Origin of the sequence: Paenibacillus rhizolycopersici, assembly GCF_014947195.2 — a bacterium.
Taxonomy (GTDB): Bacteria; Bacillota; Bacilli; order Paenibacillales; family Paenibacillaceae; genus Fontibacillus; species Fontibacillus rhizolycopersici.
Genome location: NZ_JADCNN020000004.1, coordinates 156763 through 173070, shown reverse-complemented (window position 1 = coordinate 173070; position 16308 = coordinate 156763). Strand labels below are relative to the sequence as shown.

General features: G+C 50.0%; 19 protein-coding genes. All 19 read left to right on the top strand.

Features of this window, described 5'->3' with window-relative positions:
- Window positions 1-157: 157 nt before the first annotated feature.
- The 19 genes from IM700_RS06235 to IM700_RS06140 all read left to right on the top strand — a co-directional run bounded on the left by IM700_RS06235 (window position 158) and on the right by IM700_RS06140 (window position 16283).
- A complete protein-coding gene (locus IM700_RS06235; protein ID WP_193415375.1) occupies window positions 158-643 on the top strand; it encodes a nitroreductase family protein in 486 nt (161 codons plus the stop codon).
- 114 nt (window positions 644-757) lie between these two features.
- Entirely contained in the window at window positions 758-1342 is a 585-nt protein-coding gene (locus tag IM700_RS06230) for a TetR/AcrR family transcriptional regulator (protein WP_193415075.1), read from the top strand.
- A 131-nt stretch (window positions 1343-1473) separates the two neighbouring features.
- Window positions 1474-2352, top strand: a complete 879-nt coding sequence (locus tag IM700_RS06225) for an NmrA family NAD(P)-binding protein (RefSeq protein WP_193415076.1) — start codon at window positions 1474-1476, stop codon at window positions 2350-2352.
- A gap of 214 nt (window positions 2353-2566) precedes the next feature.
- Complete coding sequence (gene helD / locus IM700_RS06220) at window positions 2567-4933, top strand: RNA polymerase recycling motor HelD (RefSeq protein ID WP_193415077.1); 2367 nt, start codon at window positions 2567-2569, stop codon at window positions 4931-4933.
- Window positions 4934-5091: 158 nt separating this feature from the next.
- On the top strand, window positions 5092-6099 hold the full coding sequence (locus tag IM700_RS06215; protein WP_193415078.1) for a GOLPH3/VPS74 family protein: 1008 nt from the start codon (window positions 5092-5094) through the stop codon (window positions 6097-6099).
- Window positions 6100-6114: 15 nt separating this feature from the next.
- The gene (locus IM700_RS06210; protein ID WP_193415079.1) at window positions 6115-6375 is read left to right on the top strand and encodes a helix-turn-helix domain-containing protein; all 261 of its coding nucleotides are present in this window, start codon (window positions 6115-6117) and stop codon (window positions 6373-6375) included.
- Window positions 6376-6509: 134 nt separating this feature from the next.
- Window positions 6510-7406: a PhzF family phenazine biosynthesis protein gene (locus IM700_RS06205; protein ID WP_193415080.1), complete on the top strand. Its 897-nt coding sequence runs from the start codon at window positions 6510-6512 to the stop codon at window positions 7404-7406.
- Window positions 7407-7443: 37 nt separating this feature from the next.
- Window positions 7444-7935 carry a GNAT family N-acetyltransferase gene (locus IM700_RS06200; RefSeq protein ID WP_193415081.1) on the top strand — a complete coding sequence of 164 codons (492 nt, stop codon included), beginning with the start codon at window positions 7444-7446 and terminating at the stop codon, window positions 7933-7935.
- A 168-nt stretch (window positions 7936-8103) separates the two neighbouring features.
- The gene (locus IM700_RS06195; protein ID WP_193415082.1) at window positions 8104-8610 is read left to right on the top strand and encodes a GNAT family N-acetyltransferase; all 507 of its coding nucleotides are present in this window, start codon (window positions 8104-8106) and stop codon (window positions 8608-8610) included.
- 80 nt (window positions 8611-8690) lie between these two features.
- On the top strand, window positions 8691-9377 hold the full coding sequence (locus IM700_RS06190) for a gluzincin family metallopeptidase (RefSeq protein ID WP_193415083.1): 687 nt from the start codon (window positions 8691-8693) through the stop codon (window positions 9375-9377).
- An 82-nt stretch (window positions 9378-9459) separates the two neighbouring features.
- Complete coding sequence (locus IM700_RS06185; RefSeq protein ID WP_193415084.1) at window positions 9460-10002, top strand: histidine phosphatase family protein; 543 nt, start codon at window positions 9460-9462, stop codon at window positions 10000-10002.
- A 42-nt stretch (window positions 10003-10044) separates the two neighbouring features.
- Complete coding sequence (locus IM700_RS06180) at window positions 10045-10485, top strand: hypothetical protein (protein ID WP_193415085.1); 441 nt, start codon at window positions 10045-10047, stop codon at window positions 10483-10485.
- Window positions 10486-10862: 377 nt separating this feature from the next.
- Window positions 10863-12182 carry a GNAT family N-acetyltransferase gene (locus tag IM700_RS23435; RefSeq protein WP_336244884.1) on the top strand — a complete coding sequence of 440 codons (1320 nt, stop codon included), beginning with the start codon at window positions 10863-10865 and terminating at the stop codon, window positions 12180-12182.
- A 1-nt stretch (window position 12183) separates the two neighbouring features.
- Window positions 12184-12612 carry a GNAT family N-acetyltransferase gene (locus tag IM700_RS06165; protein ID WP_239483659.1) on the top strand — a complete coding sequence of 143 codons (429 nt, stop codon included), beginning with the start codon at window positions 12184-12186 and terminating at the stop codon, window positions 12610-12612.
- A gap of 24 nt (window positions 12613-12636) precedes the next feature.
- Window positions 12637-13074: an aminoglycoside 6'-N-acetyltransferase gene (gene aac(6') / locus IM700_RS06160; protein WP_239483658.1), complete on the top strand. Its 438-nt coding sequence runs from the start codon at window positions 12637-12639 to the stop codon at window positions 13072-13074.
- On the top strand, window positions 13075-13656 hold the full coding sequence (locus tag IM700_RS06155) for an ATP-binding protein (RefSeq protein ID WP_239483657.1): 582 nt from the start codon (window positions 13075-13077) through the stop codon (window positions 13654-13656).
- Window positions 13656-14060, top strand: a complete 405-nt coding sequence (locus tag IM700_RS06150; RefSeq protein ID WP_193415087.1) for a GNAT family N-acetyltransferase — start codon at window positions 13656-13658, stop codon at window positions 14058-14060. Before IM700_RS06155 ends, IM700_RS06150 begins: the two co-directional genes overlap by 1 nt.
- A 130-nt stretch (window positions 14061-14190) precedes the next feature.
- Entirely contained in the window at window positions 14191-15207 is a 1017-nt protein-coding gene (locus IM700_RS06145; protein WP_193415088.1) for an NAD-dependent epimerase/dehydratase family protein, read from the top strand.
- Window positions 15207-16283 carry a dihydrodipicolinate synthase family protein gene (locus IM700_RS06140; RefSeq protein ID WP_193415089.1) on the top strand — a complete coding sequence of 359 codons (1077 nt, stop codon included), beginning with the start codon at window positions 15207-15209 and terminating at the stop codon, window positions 16281-16283. Before IM700_RS06145 ends, IM700_RS06140 begins: the two co-directional genes overlap by 1 nt.
- Window positions 16284-16308 lie beyond the last annotated feature (25 nt).

Here is a 16308-nt window from a genome sequence, read left to right as displayed (position 1 = left end):
CTCTATGAGGGGCTGTCTTTTTTTTGCACCGGGATGGATAAACTTGACTTTGAAATACCTATTCTATACATTGGTAAACGACGCTTGAAGGCGGTTGACGAAATCATTCAAGAAGTTATCCATAGGTTTGAATTAAGGGAGGTAGCTACAGATGAGCATGAGCATAATTGATTTAATCAAAAGCCGGAGAAACATCAAGGCATTCAAACCGGACCCGATCGATGAAGAAGCGCTGTTGGGCTGGCTGGAAGCAGCAAGCTTCGCACCGAATCATCGTTGCAACGAACCGTGGGAGTTGCTTCGCATCGGACCGGAAACGCGGGCGAAACTGAAGCATAAGAGCGATTTCTGGGGTGCCCCTGTCGTTATCGCGTTGGTATCCAAACCCGGAGCCACGGGGATCGAGCGGGATGAGAATGTCATGGCGGCCGCTTGCTTCGCGCAAAATTTCCAGTTGGCTGCCCACGAGGCCGGCGTCGGCACATTCTGGTCGTCGATCGGCGGCTTGCCTCATAACCGCGAGCTTCTCGGCGTGGCGGAGGGGTACGAGGTAATAGGGGTATTCGGCATCGGGTATCCGGCAGAGGTACCGATTGCGAAGCCGAGAATGCCGATTTCGGCCAAAACCAAGGTTTTGCCTTAAGCATTTTCTCGCGCCTCGCGCTTAGAGGATGAAGCACTCTTATCGTCAAACAGGGATCCTTTCGGTTATAATGAAGGTATTATCCTAGCCATTTCATAGTAAGAGGTGCTTCTATTGGCAGAAGAAGTCTTGTCCAAAGAACGGATTCTCGATACGACCGAGGCGATCCTGCGTAAGTTCGGCCCGGCCAAAACGAATATGTCCGATATCGCTCGGGCGCTTGGCGTGACTCACGCGGCGTTATACCGGTTGTATGATAATAAAGCGGCTTTGAAGGAGGCGGTTGTTGAGCGTTGGTTAGAGCGTTCCCTCCCTCCCTTGCAGGCCGTCGTCGAGGAGGCGGCACCTGCCGCCGATAAGTTGTATCGTTGGTTAGATACACTCCGTAGATTTAAACGGAGTCGCGCCAGCCAGGACCCTGAATTGTTCGAAATGTACTCGTCACTCGTAACAGAAGCGCCTGAAGCTATTCAAGTACATCGCAATCATTTACTGGATCAGTTGGCTACGATGATCAAGGATGGCATAAAGGAAGGGGCCATTGCTAAGCAAGAAGCAAGGACGACCGCGATGGCCGTGTTCATGGCCACGACTCCCTTTCACCATGTCGCTCACTCCGCAGAATGGGAATTGCCCGATGGGGATCAAAGGTTCGATGCCGTCTGGCATCTGATCTCCAACGGTTTGCTTACGAGGTAATAATGAAACTCCTTTGGGTCAGATCAAAGGAGTTTTTCTTTTGTTTCAAGTTACAAAAAAATAAATTTGTATATTGTAAGTTGTAATCCTCTGTGATAGGATATACACATCCAATAGAGGAGGCGATAATCATGTACGTGATCATGGGAGCAACGGGACAAGTAGGAGGAGCCACTGCGAAGGCGTTGCTAGAGCAAGGCGAGCAGGTTAGGGTGGTTGTTCGAAGCAAAGAGAAAGCGGAGATCTGGAGAGAGAACGGTGCTGAGCCGGTGTTCGCCGATTATCGCGATGCGGAGGCTTTACAAGCTGCCTTTACTGACGCGGAGGGCGTATTTGTGATGAACCCGGCTGTTTTCTATCCATCAGAGGGGTTTCCGGAAACAAGGGAAACGGTTGCCGCGGTCGCCCAAGCGCTTATTGGCGCCAGGGTACCGAAATTCGTAGCGTTGTCGTCCGTCGGAGCACATCGCCCGAACGGGCTCGGCATTATCGAATCGCTGCATATTCTGGAGCAGGAGTTGTCCGGCTTGCCGATGCCTTCGGCTTTCCTTCGGGCCGCTTGGTTCCAGGACAACTCCATCTGGGATGTCGAGTCCGCTAGAGATAAAGGGCAGGTTGTTGGATTCCTTCAGCCACTTGATCGCAAAATCCCGATGATTGCCACGGTGGATATTGGGCAAATTGCTGCGAAAACGCTGCGGCAGAGCTGGGAAGGGGTCCGTTACTTGGAGCTGCAAGGACCGGAGCCTTATTCTCCGAATGACATTGCTGAAATTTGGGGGAAATTACTGAATCGTGAGGTTCAAGCTATTGCGCTGCCGCGTGACGAATGGGCAGAAGTTTTCGTCCACCAAGGTGGCCCTGCCGATCGTGTGCATGGCCGGATGGCTATGCTGGACGGTTTCAATACGGGATGGATTGATTTCGAGCGTGAAGGCACTGAGCACATTACTGCGAATATGACGTTGGAAGACACGTTGGAGCAATGGATTAAACAACGCAATGCTTAATGGTTACTAAAATGAAAGCCCCGCCAACTTATCCGCAGATTGCGGAGTTGGCGGGGTTTTTATGATGTGGGGTGATTGATTAACGCCAAAAAACATGCTATATTTATATAGCATGTGTCGAAGGTAACCATTATGAGTATAGCTTTCCTAATTTTATTGTACACAAAAAATCAATTCGCGTCAACCCCCATTTTTATGAAAAGGAGTGCTGATTATGGATCAGGAGCTGAAGCGGGAACAGGAACGGTTGGACCGTGTGATGGAGGTCCTCGCGGAGAGCGTCGGCGAACTGGAGGAGGACACCTCGCGGCGAAGAAATGAAGTCGTCGAGTTCCGCAAGCATTTCTGGGAAGATGTTACGGTCAATCTGGATAACTTCGACGACTTTCTGGAAACGGTCATCAGCCTGCGGCAGCAGGCCGAGGTGTTGTCGTTAAGCCAAAGCAGCCATCGCCAAGCTGCTAAACGCCGGGCCGCGCTGTTACGGATGCAGGAGAATCCTTACTTCGGGCGAATCGATTTCGCCGAAGAAGGCGAGCCGGGGATGGAGCGGGTCTATATCGGTGTCTCGTCCTTGATGGATCCCAGCGGGGAGAGGTTCCTGATTTACGATTGGCGGGCTCCAATCTCCAGCGTCTACTACGATTACGCCCCGGGGCCTGCCGAGTACTCCACGCCAAGCGGGACGATTCATGGGGAGTTGAAGCGGAAATGGCAATATCTGATTCGCCGGGGGCAGATCGAATCGATGTTCGATACTTCACTGACGATCGGGGACGAGGTGCTGCAGGAGGTGCTTGGTCAAACGGCCAATTCGCAGATGCGCAGCATTGTGGCGACGATCCAGCAGGAGCAGAACCGGATCATTCGGCACGACCGCGCCCGGCTGCTCATCGTCCAAGGCGCTGCCGGCAGCGGAAAGACATCGGCTGCTTTACAGCGGATCGCCTATTTGCTGTACAAATACCGCGAACGGATGACGGCGGATCAGATCATCTTATTTTCGCCTAATGTGATGTTTCAGACTTATGTATCAGGCGTGCTCCCCGAGCTTGGAGAGGAGAACATGCAACAGGTGACGTTCCAGGAATACCTCGATCATCGACTTAGCGGTCTTTTCGAGATCGAGGATGCCTACGCGCAGTTGGAATATGCACTGACGGCGAACGATAATCCGGATTATCCGGCGCGTATGGCCGCGATTCGATTAAAGGCGTCTGTGCCATTTTTGGAGGCGATCCAAGCTTATCGTTCTTCCTTGGAGCAAGGCGGCATGCGGTTCCTGCCTTTGCAGTTTCGCGGGGGCACGTTGATTACGGCTGAAGAAATGGCGGAGCAATTTTACGGTGGAGACGAACACTTACGTTTGTCCGGGCGAATCGATCGCCTGACGACATGGTTGAAGGAGCGGATTGGCGAAATCGAGAAGCTGGAACGCCGCAAGCCGTGGGTGCAGGAGGCAATTGAGTTACTGAGCAACGAGCAATATGAACGGGCTTATGAACAGATTCGCAAAAAGCATGGCCTAAACGAAGATTCGGACGAGGAGATCGAGGGCGAACGCTTGGCGAGAGAGCTAGCACGAATGGTAGTGCGCAGGAAGCTGAAGCCGGTGCGGGAACAGATCCGCGAGCTGCGGTTTATCGATCTTGCCGGTATCTATAAACAGCTCTTTGAGACGCCAACCCTCGGTACCGGCTCCTGGTTGGAAGTAGAGGCGCCAGAATTACGGGAAGCTTGGCCGGATATTTGCCGCATCACGATTCAGAACCTGAAGGATGGCAAGTTGTACTATGAGGATGCAACGCCATTTCTGCTGCTGAACGAGCTGATTCTGGGGTTCCAGGCGAACGTGTCCATCCGTCATGTTTTGATCGATGAGGCGCAGGATTACTCTCCGCTTCAGTTCGAGTTTATCAAAAGACTGTTTCCCGCAGCGAAACTGACGGTACTAGGCGACTTCCATCAGGCGATCTTCGCTCACGCTGCCGGTACGGCGGATTTCCAGGGGCTGACTCGCCTTTATGGGCCAGAGGCTACCGAAACGATTTTACTACGCCGCAGTTATCGGTCGACCCGACCGATCGTTGAGTTTACGCGGAGTCTGATCCCTGGCGGCGAAAATATCGAACCGTTCGAGCGTAAAGGGGAGAAGCCAAAGTTAACGCAGGTGGCCGATCTTTCGGAGCTGCACCGCTGCCTTGAACGCAGGGTCGCCGAATTGAAAGCGCGTGGGGCGGATACGATCGCCATCGTATGTCGGTCGGCGGCAGAAAGCGCAGCCGCTTATGCCGCTTTGGGGGGAGAACGAATCCGCGAGCTTAAGCTGGTGACCCGCGATTCGATTGAATACAAGCAGGGCGTGGTGGTCATTCCGGCTTATTTGGCCAAAGGTATCGAGTTTGACGCGGTGATCATTTACGATGCCTCGGTGCGGTCTTATGGAGAAGAGAGCTTGCGACGGTTGTTCTACACGGCCTGCACGCGCGCGATGCATCATTTACAGCTGTTTAGCGTTGGGACGGCGAGTCCGTTTATGGAGCCGGCAATCTCCAAAGGGCTGGTGCTGGTCGAGGTGTAAGGGGGCTAGATCCCGATTTCGAGCAAGTGCGGAATCCCAATTGACAAAACATCCCAAAAGGAATATGGTGTAAATAGTAAGTGGTAAGTAGTAAGTAGTAAGTAATTTTTGACGAAGAAGAAGGTCACTCGATTCCAGACCGATGGGGGAGTTTGGCGATGGCAGAGATAACGGAGTTTACCTTGGCCCAGCGTTTTTCGATGATCGCGCTGAATGCGCAGCGAAGTAACATGATAACGACCGTCAAGAAGATATCGCTTCGCGCGATGGCGGCTGCCGTTGTTCTGGAGGTCTATCTGGACGGCGGGTTAACCGGAACAAATGGCAAGATCCAGCCTGTAACGAGGACGGGGGAGAATGCACCAATCAAGGTATCGGCATACCGAGAGCTGATTCTGAACGGGGTTAGTTCGAAAGCTCGCGGCCGTCAACATGACTTGTCCTGGTGGTTGAAGCATGCTTCTTCGTTGTCCAAAAGGAAGCTGGCCCGTTTTGAGCTCGTTATGGCGAAGACGCTGTCGGATCTCGGGGGCTTGGAGGAGATCCCGAATTTACTCGGGTGCGATATGTATTACGAATCGGCTGGCGTATCGATCAAAGAGTACCGCTGCCCCATCGATGAATATACGCGGATAACGGAGGGATTCCGGGCGGAGATTCTAGAGGATGGACCGGTCAGCGACGATACGGTTTGTCTCTTGTGGTTGCTGCGGGAAAGCGGCTGTTTGCCGGATCTCTTTTCACGAAATGAACTGGACCTTGTGGCGGCTCGCATGATCGGGCTGGACTCCAGCAATCCATTGGCTCATACGATCTTTACTATTGAAATCTATCGGGGATGGGAATTCGCGATCAAGCATGTTTTACGGATGAAAAAAACGTTCGTGCGCACTTCGGTCGGCACCGGTATGCTCTTCCTGTTTCCCTTGCTGGATCGCACGCAGGCGGTTTTTATTGAGACGGAGGCTTGGTTCTCTAACTCCAAGCAACGTCTGGAGGCCGTCAAAGAGCGGCTTGAGGCCCAAGGCCATGTATTTACCGTGTTGAAGGACGGGGAGATCCCCACGATCAAAATCGACAATCAAGTTTATGAAGCGGTTCCTCATTTTGTCACGGTGCGCATCCCGATCCAAGGGGTACGGCTGCTTCCGAAACGCCCGATCTAAAGGAGTCCTGCCCCTATGTCCAGACAACGTACCATGGAAGCCATTCTGGCCTCGGAGTTCGTGACGATCGGCGAACTGGCGCGGCTGACGGCGACCCGCTACAGCACCTTGAAGTTCTACACGGAGGAAGGCATGCTGCCGTTCGAGCAGGCTGAAGAGAATCTGACGCGCCGGTACCGACGGGAAGAAACGGTGGAAAGAATCTCGCGGATCAAGCAACTGCGTTCCGAGGGGATGTCGGTCCCGGAGATCAAATCGAAGCTGATGGAAGAATAATAGACTCCTTAGGATAAGACCTCTGCGTTGACGGGGGTCTTCTTTTTTTATAACAGAATCGTAGCTTCCGCCCCCTAATGATCAGAAGTATAATTATGGAAGGGTACAACCTAAACATGAAAGTGGGTTCGAGGATGAATAGGATTACCGTTTATCATTACGATGCGTTTTCAACCAAACCGAACTACGGAAATCCGGCCGGCGTCGTTCTCCATGCGGATTCCTTAAGTGATGCGGACATGCAGCTGATCGCTGACGTCGTGGGATTTAACGAGACCGTATTTGTGCTCAGGTCCAGCGTAGCCGATCTGCGATTGAGGTATTTTACTCCCGGGCACGAGATCAATTTATGCGGCCATGCCACCATAGCCTCGATCCATTGTTTGAAGGAAAAAGGGGTTTTGCAGAATAAAACCTCCCTTACGATTGAAACCCGTGCCGGTCTTTTGCCGGTTTCTTTGAAGACTTCGGATCCTACGCTGGAGATTGAAATGAGGCAAGATCGCCCACAATTCATCTCATATCACGGAGACGTTGATCAGTTAGCGGGATCCCTGGGTTTGACTGGCAGCGAAATCGACATCTCCCTCCCCATCGTCTATGGAAGTACAGGAACCTGGACCTTGTTAGTTCCCATTCGAAGGTTATCCTCATTTATGAAAATGGCCCCCAAGAATCGCATATTTCCTGACATCTTGAAAGAAAACCCAAGAGCTTCTATCCATCCTTTTTGTATGGAAACGCACGACCCGGGTGCATTTATGCATGCACGACATTTCTCGTCTCCGTATTCAGGAACCCTAGAGGATCCGGTTACCGGAACGGCCTCAGGTGTTATGGGAGCGTATTATTTAACCTATATGAATCAAGTAGTGAGGAAGGTTGAATTTCTAGTAGAGCAAGGGATGGAAATCGGGAGAAATGGAAGAGTGTTCGTGCAAGCCACAAGAGGAGAACAAGATCAGGATTTGGAGATATCCATTAGAGGAACCGCGGTATTCGTAAAGGAAATGAAGATCGAATACGAATAAAAGATAGGTAAGCGTAAAAACCAAGGAGGGAAGTCCCATGCTTAGATTATGTACGGATCAAGATAGGGAGGACATTTATCTGATCATTAACGATGCGGCGCAAGCTTATAAGGGGATCATCCCTGAGGACAGGTATCATGAACCGTATATGACATGGGATGAATTATTAGATGAAATCAACCAAGGCGTCGTATTTTGGGGATATGAAGAAGATAACCAATCGCTAGGAGTTATGGGGATTCAGGATAAAAGGGAGGTTTCTTTAATTCGTCATGCTTATGTTCGTACTCTGCAACGGAAGAGCGGAATTGGCTCGAAGCTTCTCACGCATCTCATGGCTTTGACCAATAAACCGATCTTGATCGGAACGTGGGCATCGGCGGATTGGGCCATCCGCTTCTATGTCAAGAATGGCTTTCATTTGGTGTCGCCCGAAGAGAAGAATCAATTGCTTCGTACCTATTGGAATGTGCCTGCAAGGCAGATCGAGACCTCGGTCGTGTTGAGTAGCGGAGGTGTTGGAATTTGAAACAAGGTCTTCGGGTGAACGTTTTGTAAGTGGATTCGTGGGAGGTTTGTTCTTTGCGGAGAAGAATAGACGAATAAGGTGGTCTATGGGCTGCTAAAAGAGGATTGGGAAACAAGCGTATGATTAGCTAGTTAAGCGTAATTCGAGGAATGAGGAAGTGTTAGCGGAATGAATGTTTTTGAGCGTGTGTATGAAATCATGTCGGCATCCTTTCCCGAGATCGAATACCGAACCCAATTCGGGCAAAAAGAGCTGTTGCGGCATCCTGAATATCGGCTGATCACCGAGTCGGATGAGAAGGGACAGATTATCGCTTTTTTGGCGGTTTGGGAATTTCCGATATTCCGTTTTATTGAGCATTTTGCTGTAGATGCATCTATGAGAGGAGGCGGAATCGGGAATCGGTTGATGAGTCATTATTTGGGCGAGTCGGACCAATTGACTGTTCTCGAGGTGGAACTGCCGGAAGAACTCATCTCATGTCGCCGAATTCGGTTTTACGAGAGACTTGGATTCCACCTTAATGAGTATCCCTATGTTCAACCGCCGTTGAGGGTCGGGGGACAAGATCTACCACTGAAAATCATGAGCTACCCCAAGCCACTCACAGAGCAGGAGTTCCTGGCATGTAAGTCGCTTCTATACGATAAAGTGTATCGCATACCTAATATTTGACAAGAGAGCGAGGAAGATTTTTGAGGCATAAATTTACGATATGGAGTATGGTCACGATGCTACTCTTAGGATCTTGTTCCTTGATTAAGCAAGGAGATGAAGATGAACTCTACCTAATCCAAGAAACTATCCATGGGAAATTCTACTCACCGAGTCAAGATGATGATGTTCAACAAGTTATTCAAGAGCTTGCCCTAAATTACGAATCCAATTATGAGCGATTAACGACCATGTTCCAATTTAGTCCATCTAAGAAAACGAGGGTTCATGTGTATACGGATCGCGAGCAATTTTACAAAATCATAGGTCGTCAAACCGAAGGTACATACGATGCCAAAGATAACATTATTAAGGTATTTACCCCGCCGCAAATACGATTTGTTCCTTCTTTACATTCCGAATATACGGATCAATTAGTTCATGAGTTTATTCATGCCATAATCCAACAAATCCATCCGGCGGTTGGAAGTGTGAAGTGGCTGGATGAAGGCACGGCATTTTACGCTGCATTGCAGCTTGAGGACGCACTGAATCAGAAACATCATTTTCGCGAGATTCCAACACTAGAACAGCTAAATAGTCCCACCTTCTTTGATGATTACGGAAGTTCAGCTTATTTCTATAGCGGCTTAATGATCCAGTTCATTGTCGATGAATATGGACTTGAATCGTTAAATGAAATCATTAGAGAACCTCTAGCCTTGGAGACAATCCTGGATACGACCATGGATCAACTATATTTACACTGGAAAGCATACCTGCAATAAAGAGATTCTCTCATTGTAGAATGAAATGAAACAGGAGAAATGTTATCCTTACCAATCCAATCCTAAGTAAGGGGGGATATCTTTGAAGCGGATATATCTAATCAGACATTGTAAGGCTAATGGTCAAGAAGCCTCGGCGAAGTTAACGCAGGAAGGAGAAGTTCAGGCGGGGCAACTGGCGGATTTTTTACATGATAGATTCATAGATTGGATGGTGAGCAGCCCCTATCAAAGAGCGGTCTCAACGGTCCAACCGTTATCCCAACGTTTAGGTTTACCTATACATATGGATCATCGTCTTCGTGAGAGAGTCCTGTCGTCAGAGGGGATGCCAGATTGGATGGACAAACTGAGGAAGTCGTTTGATGATCTCGATTTGAAGTTACCGGGTGGTGAATCCTCACGTGAGGCGATGACCCGGGGAGTTGCTGCCATCCAAGACCTCATCCAACGGCCGGAAAGGAATATCGCTGTGGTGACGCACGGAAATCTAATGGCTCTTATCTTGAAACACTTTGATGATTCATTTGGGTTTGAGGCATGGAGTCGGCTTACGAATCCGGATGTGTATGAGCTGGCGGTTACTAGGGATAAGACAATTGATGTAAAGTGTCTTTGGAAGTAGTTTGGTTTGGTTTTTCTAATCAGACTTGTAGGAGGGCGTACGGTGAGACGCTTGATACTCTTTGTTCTATTCCTCATGATTTATACTCTTGTACCGCTATCGATCATTCATTTGATTGAGTTCCTGAATCCAAGAATTGATGAGTTCCTTCAGGTAGATACCTACACCCTGGGCAGTAAAATGACATGGCTTATTAGTTATTACGTTGTGGGGATGTTAAATTTAATTTATTTTAGTTCCCAAACAAAGATACTAGGATTTATTTTCATTTGGATCCTCGGATTAGAAGGGATTGGAGTAGCTTTGGTTTTAAGTGCATTTAATAGTTCAAATCATGAAATAGTGGGTTTCCCTATTTTTTCATGGGATTTCGGTATTTGGCTGTATGCGGTGTCGTTTAGTTTGCTCTATAATCTCATTTTATTTCTAGTTACCCATGGACATATCTATAAAAGAAATCTGAAGCAGCGGCAAAAGCTGTAGATGCGATGAACGTGAATGTGGCGGAGGCTGTGAAAACGGCGGATGAGGTGAGCAACACGGTGGCGAGGTGGCCTTCCTTGTATCGCTTTTTCCTTGAACCACTCGTTTTTTTTGGTGTGGATGCGCCCCCTTCCCCTCTTCCGCGCCAAATGTATGCGAAAAATCGAATACAGTTATGCGTTTTCGTCGGTTTTATCGCAATGTATATGAAAATTCATATAGATATGCACACTTTCAAGTGTTTTGGCCTAAATCTATATGAAAAACCGAATACAATTCGGATTTTTCGTTGCCAGCGCCAATTTAGATATGAAATTTCGAATACAATTCCAAGAAACCATGAACCGAATTAGAACCATCGACGGGAGGTTTACATTTTGTCCGAACACGAAGAAATCCTGCATGGCGGTAATATCAATCAGGTCGTGAGAGTCGGGGGAACTGTACGAAGGAAGGCGAAGCCCAATCCTTATGTGTATGATTTGCTTAAGCATCTTGAAAGCCAGGGATTCGCCTACTCTCCGCGATATTTAGGGCAAGATGAACAGGGGAGAGAAATCCTAACTTATCTTGAAGGCGACGTACCGGGGAACAACTATCCCGAAATTGATCAATATATGTGGTCGGACAGCGCGCTTACCGAGTTGGCTAAGCTCTTGAGAAGTTATCATGATGCCACTGTAGGATTTGTAACCACCCAGGAATCGATTAATAGTTATCCCGATGAAGCATTGCATGAAGTGGTCTGTCATAACGACGCAGCTTTATATAATGTTGTGTTTGATCACAATCGGCCAGTAGGGATCATTGACTTCGATATGGCCGGCCCCGGTCCGCGGTTGTGGGATATCGCTTACACCTTGTATACTTCCGTTCCGCTTGCTGCTTTTTCACCGGGAGAAGTGGATCACGAGGTTGTTCCTTATGACCGGGAGAAGCATGCTTTTCGGCGAAAAAATAGGATTGAGCTGTTCTTCCAATCTTATGGGATGGAGGTCCCGGGTGACCTCAAGAATTGGGTCATTTCTCGAATCCAAACCATGTGCACTACCTTATCCGAGCGTGCCGCATCCGGAGACCCGGCATTTATCAAGCTTGTTGACGAAGGCCATTTAGCTCACTACGAGAAGGAAATTAGATTTCTTGAGGAGCATTTTGAGGATTGGACAGAACAACTTTTTCGAAGGCGGTATAACATGAATTATCCGAACATGGAAACTGAAAGACTATTCATGAGAGAATTGACTTTGGCAGATGCAGCCGCCGTATTGAGGCATTTTTCGGTACCGGAGGTCACGAAATTTATGGATATTGAGGTTTGTAAAGATCTTCAGGAGGCCGAAGAGATCATCGCCTTCCATATCCAGGACACGGGATGCCGATACGGATTATTCAGCAAAGAAACCCAGGAGCTCATCGGGACCTGCGGTTACCATTGCTGGTACACCGAAGGGAATCCGGGAACTAAAGCAGAAATCGGGTTTGATTTAGCACCAGGTTATTGGGGTAAGGGACTCATGCAGGAGGCCATGAAACCATTAATCCGTATCGGGTTTGAGCTTATGGGGCTGGACTATATTGAGGCGACGACGGAAGTCGATAACCTCCAATCTCAGAGACTGCTTCAGAAGTTGGGGTTTCACCAAGAAAGTGAGTTAAAAGAAGGACTACTCTATTTTACGTTGAGGAGAAAATAAGTTGAGCGCAAAATACACCGTAATTCATAGAGTACCTACGTTGGAGGAATATACTAAACTTTGCACCGTCGTAGGTTGGAAAGAGTTTATGAACTTTGAGGTCGCCGACCTATCCTTAAGCCAATCGATATTCAGCGTTGTTGTGGAGCAGAAGGGTGAAGTGGTCGGGATGGGGCGGATCGTAGGGGATGGTCAGATTTATTTTTACATACAGGATGTTGCTGTGGATCCCGATCATCAAGGACAGGGCGTGGGACGACAGATCATGGAGGCTTTGGTGAATTACCTAAAAGAAAATGCACCGGAAAAAGCTTTCGTAGGCTTGTTTGCGTCCCAGGGAAAGGAAGCGTTCTATCGTCAATATGGGCTTAACGATCACGAAGGAATGACTGGGATGTTTGGGGTTGTGATGGGACGAAAAATTCTTTGAGTACGCTTAGAGGGAGAACGAATGATGATTGAACATGCCAATCCAACCAATCTGGATGATGTAACTCGTTTGGCGTTGAAGCTTTGGCCGGATCATGAATGGTCGGAACTACGAGGTGAGTTCGAAGATTTACTAGCATCCGAGAAAGATAAGGTTTTTCTGGCTGCCATTGATAGTAACTATATCGGATTCTTGCATATGTCCCTTCGATTTGACTATGTAGAAGGCTCCAGTTCAAGTCCGGTCGGGTATGTAGAAGGAATTTACGTAGACGAAAATCATCGAAATCAAGGAATCTCGAGGCAATTGGTGGCGGCGGGGGAAGTTTGGGCGAAATCTCTGGGATGTAAAGAGTTGGGGTCGGATACAGGATGGGATAACCATGTAAGCCAAGCGTTTCACCAAAAGATTGGATTTAGGGAAGCCGGTAGAATCGTAGCGTTTATGAAGGAGATTGGCTAAATGGAAGATATGCCAAGGGGCCGCTTTGTAATTATGACGGTAGGAATGACACATAGCGGAAAAACGACATTTGCCACAGAGCTGGAAAAAGTCTTGCAGCAAGATGCGGTGGTCATTGATCAGGACAATCATGCTGCGTTCATTAACGCGCATTATATGAAATTGCGCCCCTCGGAAGGGCCAAATACGTTAAAGTTCTCCATCACCAATACCATTGTGGCGTATGCGGTAGAACACAGTCACATGCACATCATTCTGAGTAATTCAAATTTGCATGAACCCTCGCGAAGGAATGTGCTTCGCTATTTTCAGGAGAAGGGATTTAAGCGAATTCTGGTTTACTTTGATTTGCCCTTCCATTTGCTAGAGGAACGCGTGGAAAAGACGCAGAGAAAAAATAAGATCTTTCGAAATGCGTCTAGTTTTTCGGAAGTTTTGGATCGACAAAGAGATTCGAAACAGGATCAACCGGGACTAGAAGAAGCGGACTATTTATTTGTCATTAAGGATCCGCGCGACTTCCCTGTAATCCTTGGGCAGATCCGGGATCTCTGCATGGATAACGAACGGGGGGAGCAATAGTGAACATTGAGTTCGCCACCGAAGCAGACATCGATTATATCAGCGAAAGGGACAAACATCTCGCAAGGACGCTAATTCCAACCAAGATTATGGCGGGGGAAATCTACATCCTTCGGGATTCCAACCAAGCCATCGGCTGGATGAGGTTCAATTATTTTTGGGACAACACGCCGTTTATGAATCTCATATGGATTGACGAACCTTATCGGGGGCAGGGACTTGGCAAGGATGTTGTCCTTCACTGGGAAGAGCAAATGAAAGAGCGGGGCTTTCAAGTCGTAATGACCTCGACGCAATCCAACGAGGAGGCGCAGCATTTCTACCGGAAGCTTGGATATGTCGACGTCGGGTGTTTGCTGCAGGAGAAGGATCCTCTTGAAATTCTCTTGTCCAAAAAGTTATAGCATAGATTTATAGGAGGGAATCGGCGGCGGCCGGTTCCCTCCTGCTTTGTTTTTAGGACGATATAAGGTCGTTGTCTGGAATTCCTGACGCTTCTACCATAAAGGGGAAAACCAGATGAGGTGATGAGAGATGAAAACGATTCTTGAGCTGGAACAGCGTTTGAGCGAGCCCTCAGACCGGCTGGTTCGGGATCTTGCAGGGCTGGACGGCGATGTTCTGATTCTGGGTGTCGGCGGGAAAATGGGCCCCAGCTTGGCCAAACTGCTTGCCCGGGGCTTGGCCGCCGCAGGGAAGAACGCCAGGGTCACCGGCGTCTCCCGGTTCTCCTCGGGGACGCTGAGGGAGGAGCTGGAGGCAGCGGGCATCCGCACCGTTTCGGCGGATTTACTGGAAGAAGCCGCGTTGTCGCGTCTGCCGGAGGCACGGAATGTCATCTACATGGCCGGCCACAAATTCGGGACGACCGGACGCGAGTATTATACCTGGGCAATGAATGCCTATCTCCCGGGGCGGGTGGCGGAGAAATTTAAAGCCTCGCGGATCGTGGCTTTCTCGTCTGGCAATATTTACCCGCTGACGGCGGTTACCCAGGGCGGGGCTTCGGAGGAAACCGCCCCCGCGCCAATCGGCGAATATGCACAATCTTGCTTGGGGCGGGAGCGGGTATTTGAATATTTTTCCTGTAAAAACGGTACCCCGCTTGTCAACTTTCGACTGAATTATGCGATTGATCTGCGGTATGGTATTTTGCTGGAGGTAGCCAAGGCGGTGAAGGAACGGGAGCCCATCGACCTGAACATGGGCCTGGTAAACGTCATTTGGCAGGGGGACGCCAATGAGATGGCAATCCGTTCGCTGTTGCATTGCGATTCGCCGCCGAAGACGTTCAATATCACTGGGCCGGAGACGGTATCGATCCGTTGGCTGGCCGAACGGTTTGGCGAAGCCTTCGGAATCCGGCCGGTATTCACCGGGGAGGAACAGGCGACGGCGTTATTAAGCAATGCTTCCGCATCGCATGCTTTATTGGGGTATCCACGGGTTTCACTCCGAGAAATGATGTGTTGGACCGCGGATTGGGTCGAGATTGGCGGAAATACGTTAGGGAAACCTACCCATTTTCAGGAAAGGGGAGGGGTGTTCTGATGGGCAATCAACCGCAGTTGAAACCCGAGCTGCACAAGCTGCTGCACCGGGGAACGGTGATCCCCGCGCACCCGCTGGCGCTGGACGCGACGCGCCGGTTGGATGAGCGCAGACAACGCGCGTTAACGCGTTATTATATCGCCGCTGGGAGCGGCGGGATCGCGGTAGGGGTTCACTCAACGCAATTTCAGATCCGCGACCCTGAAATTGGTTTGTTTGAGCCGGTACTCCGCCTGGCCGCCGAGGAGGTGGAAGCCGCCGGGCTACAGCGCCCGTTCCTGAAGGTGGCAGGCATCTGCGGCCCAACCGAGCAGGCGGTTCGCGAAGCCGAGCTGGCCGCCGGGCTCGGGTATGACCTGGGCCTGGTCAGCAACGGCGGGCTGGCGGATGACAGCGAGGCGGAGCTGATCCGCCGCACGGAAGCGATCGCCGCGGTGATCCCCGTCTGCGGGTTTTATTTGCAGCCGGCGGTGGGCGGGAAGCGGCTTAGCTACGCGTTTTGGCGGGATCTGGCCGAGCTGCCGGGGGTCAAGGCGATCAAAATTGCCCCCTTTAACCGCTATCAGACGCTGGACGTGGTGCGGGCCGTATGCGAATCCAGTCGCCGGGACGAGATTGCGCTTTATACCGGAAACGACGATAACATCGTCGCGGATTTGCTCACCGTATTCAGCTACCGCACAACCTCGAGGGAAACGGTGGAGAAGCGGATCGTCGGCGGACTGCTGGGCCACTGGGCGGTATGGACGTCCCAAGCGGTGGAGCTGCTGGAGGAGATCATTGCTCTCCGCGAGAGCGGCGCCCCCATCCCTGCGGAGTTGCTAACGCGCGGCATGCGAATCACCGATGCGAACGCAGCCCTTTTTGATGCGGCTAACGGGTTTCAAGGTTGTCTTCCGGGCATCCATGAAGTGTTGCGCCGCCAAGGCTTGTTGGCCGGACGTTGGTGCCTCGATCCCGAAGAAGAGCTGTCGCCCGGACAAATTGCAGAAATTGAACGCGTTTATCGCGCATATCCTGATCTTAACGATGATCGGTTTGTCCAAGAAGGGTTGGAAGAGTGGCTGGGGCTTTAACTGAAGACGACATGGGAAATCAAAT

Excerpts from the sequence above, each read along its gene's own strand:
- IM700_RS06235 (WP_193415375.1), top strand. The coding sequence starts at position 158 with ATGAGCATAATTGATTTAATCAAAAGCCGGAGAAACATCAAGGCATTC.
- IM700_RS06225 (WP_193415076.1), top strand. The coding sequence starts at position 1,474 with ATGTACGTGATCATGGGAGCAACGGGACAAGTAGGAGGAGCCACTGCG.
- helD (WP_193415077.1), top strand. The coding sequence starts at position 2,567 with ATGGATCAGGAGCTGAAGCGGGAACAGGAACGGTTGGACCGTGTGATG.
- IM700_RS06215 (WP_193415078.1), top strand. The coding sequence starts at position 5,092 with ATGGCAGAGATAACGGAGTTTACCTTGGCCCAGCGTTTTTCGATGATC.
- IM700_RS06210 (WP_193415079.1), top strand. The coding sequence starts at position 6,115 with ATGTCCAGACAACGTACCATGGAAGCCATTCTGGCCTCGGAGTTCGTG.
- IM700_RS06205 (WP_193415080.1), top strand. The coding sequence starts at position 6,510 with ATGAATAGGATTACCGTTTATCATTACGATGCGTTTTCAACCAAACCG.
- IM700_RS06200 (WP_193415081.1), top strand. The coding sequence starts at position 7,444 with ATGCTTAGATTATGTACGGATCAAGATAGGGAGGACATTTATCTGATC.
- IM700_RS06195 (WP_193415082.1), top strand. The coding sequence starts at position 8,104 with ATGAATGTTTTTGAGCGTGTGTATGAAATCATGTCGGCATCCTTTCCC.
- IM700_RS06155 (WP_239483657.1), top strand. The coding sequence starts at position 13,075 with ATGGAAGATATGCCAAGGGGCCGCTTTGTAATTATGACGGTAGGAATG.
- IM700_RS06145 (WP_193415088.1), top strand. The coding sequence starts at position 14,191 with ATGAAAACGATTCTTGAGCTGGAACAGCGTTTGAGCGAGCCCTCAGAC.
- IM700_RS06140 (WP_193415089.1), top strand. The coding sequence starts at position 15,207 with ATGGGCAATCAACCGCAGTTGAAACCCGAGCTGCACAAGCTGCTGCAC.